This is a genomic window from Mesobacillus boroniphilus JCM 21738 (assembly GCF_000517385.1).
GTDB lineage: Bacteria > Bacillota > Bacilli > Bacillales > Cytobacillaceae > Mesobacillus > Mesobacillus boroniphilus.
Genome location: NZ_BAUW01000192.1, coordinates 1 through 2077, shown reverse-complemented (window position 1 = coordinate 2077; position 2077 = coordinate 1). Strand labels below are relative to the sequence as shown.

Annotated in this window: 1 protein-coding gene; it reads right to left on the bottom strand. The window is 42.1% G+C overall.

Going from position 1 to position 2077, the window contains the following annotated elements; translation table 11 throughout:
- Window positions 1-46: 46 nt before the first annotated feature.
- Complete coding sequence (locus JCM21738_RS21640; protein WP_023626468.1) at window positions 47-1357, bottom strand: DNRLRE domain-containing protein; 1311 nt, start codon at window positions 1355-1357, stop codon at window positions 47-49.
- Window positions 1358-2077 lie beyond the last annotated feature (720 nt).

The following is a 2077-nucleotide window of genomic DNA, read 5'->3' as shown; positions in this document are numbered from 1 at the left end:
AACCTTGCCCTCTGGATTGGTGACGTTAGTCATATTGCCAGACGCGTCATAACTGTAGGAAGTTATCCTGCCAGCCGGGTCTGTCACACTGGATACATACCCGTTTGTCCAAGGAGGAAATGCTGGTTGCCCGTCCGGATGCATCCTGAATTTTTGTTAATTTGCCAGATGCATCATAGACAAATGTTATTGTATTTCCATTGGTGTCTGTGATCGAGCTGATTTTCCCACTTGTATTGAAGTTTGTTTTGGTTCCGTCTGTTGCTGTGATGGTGTAGGTTCCATCAGTATTTTTAACCAGATCGAGGTAGACGCCGCCTGCGGCTTCATAACCTCCGCCCACTTTTTCTCCGAAAATATGGCGGGTATTATCCTCATCGATTAAAGTGATCGGTCCGCTGCCTGAATCAACAAGCGTTTGTTCCAGATTTGAAATCCAGCCATAACCAAACAGCCCTTTAAAAGAAGATTTCCGGCTGTTAAATGTTCTAGTAAGGCTGACTTCTGGTCCACGGCCTGGAATTTGCACATCCGTTTCCCGATAGACAAGGTTTCCGTTTGCGGGATTGACTCCCTCTTCTGTATTTGTCCAGAATGACTCAAGCCCGATTGCTTCCACCCGGTAATTCACCGTTAAGCGTGGGGTGTTGATTCCGTTATTGACAGAGGTAAATGTACGATAAGGAGAAGTGGTTTCGTTCTGCTGTTTCAGCATCATACCGTAGTTTGCCTGAACACCGTTATACCAGTCTTTTGCCAAGGACGTAATATCCCAGCTCCAGTATGCATTATAAGTATTGCTTGTCACTGTGGATTCCTTTGTGGTTGCAGTACTTGGCTGCGAATTCCAGGTGGCTGATGACGGCCAATCGGATGATACCCGGTGTAAGTCTACAGAAACCTGTTGTCCGTCATTTCTGGTTTGATAAGCGTTAAATGTGGCACTGTCAATCACGCTGTCGCTTGGCAAAGCAGGAAGATAGAAACGTAAAAGGGCGCGCGTAGTGCCAAAATAACTGTTGTAGCCCGTATGCATATACGTATTGCTGGGAAATACTGAATCAGGGAAACTGCTTGCGACAAAGTTGTCTCTCAATACATTCCAGCTGTCGATGGTCGGATCAATCGTTACTGGGTATTGCGTCTCAGGATTTTTCAAAAATACCTGATCGGCCACCACATCGACAAAAGTCTTCCCGTTTTCTTCGCGAAGGTTCAGGGATACTTTTTCGGAGTAATTGCCTTTTGCATCCGTCATATAAGGATTTTCAAAGAACCAAACTGTTTTTCCTTTTGAATCTTTGAAGACGATCGTGCCATTTTTTTCTTTCTGAGGTGAAACGCCTTTAACCTTCAATTCAAAACTGAATGTATTTTCGTTTTGATATTGATGAAGACATATTCTATTTTTTCTTCCTCTCTCGATGCATGTACTATCCGGATAGTCCAGAATATTATATCTAGACTATTAATTTTTGGATATTGTTTAAATTTTGGTAAAAAAAATATTAAACTATGTTATTTCTGCTCAAAAAAATCTCAGGTCCATTTAGTGTCCATGGTTTGTTAACAGCAAAAAAAGGCGTTAATCCTTCTTGGATCAACGCAACAGGAGTTTATGGGTGACAAGCAATTACTTGTACAAATTGGACTCTACTTCTGACAGCTTTTTGTATTTTTCTCAAAACTTGTCCGAAGTTGCTCCTTCTTCTGACAGCTTTTTGTACTTTTTCTCCAAACTTGTCTGAAGTTGCTCCTTCTTCTGACAGCTTTTTGGGCTTTTCATCTAAACTTGTCTGAAGTTGCTCTTACTTCTGACAGCTTTTTGCGCTTTTCCCTCGGACAGCTTTCTCCTCTTTTCCTCTAAACCTGTCTGAAGTTGCACTAGGTTCGGACAACTTTTCCTGCTCTTTCCCCAAACCTGTCTGAAGTTGACTCTTTTTCTGAGAGCTTTTTAAGCTTGTCCACCAAATCTGTCCGAATCCATTCCGCATATTATCAGTTGCTGCACTATTTCCGGCATCGTTTATAAATCTGCAAACAAAAAAGAACAGCCATTACAGCTGTTCTTTTGTGT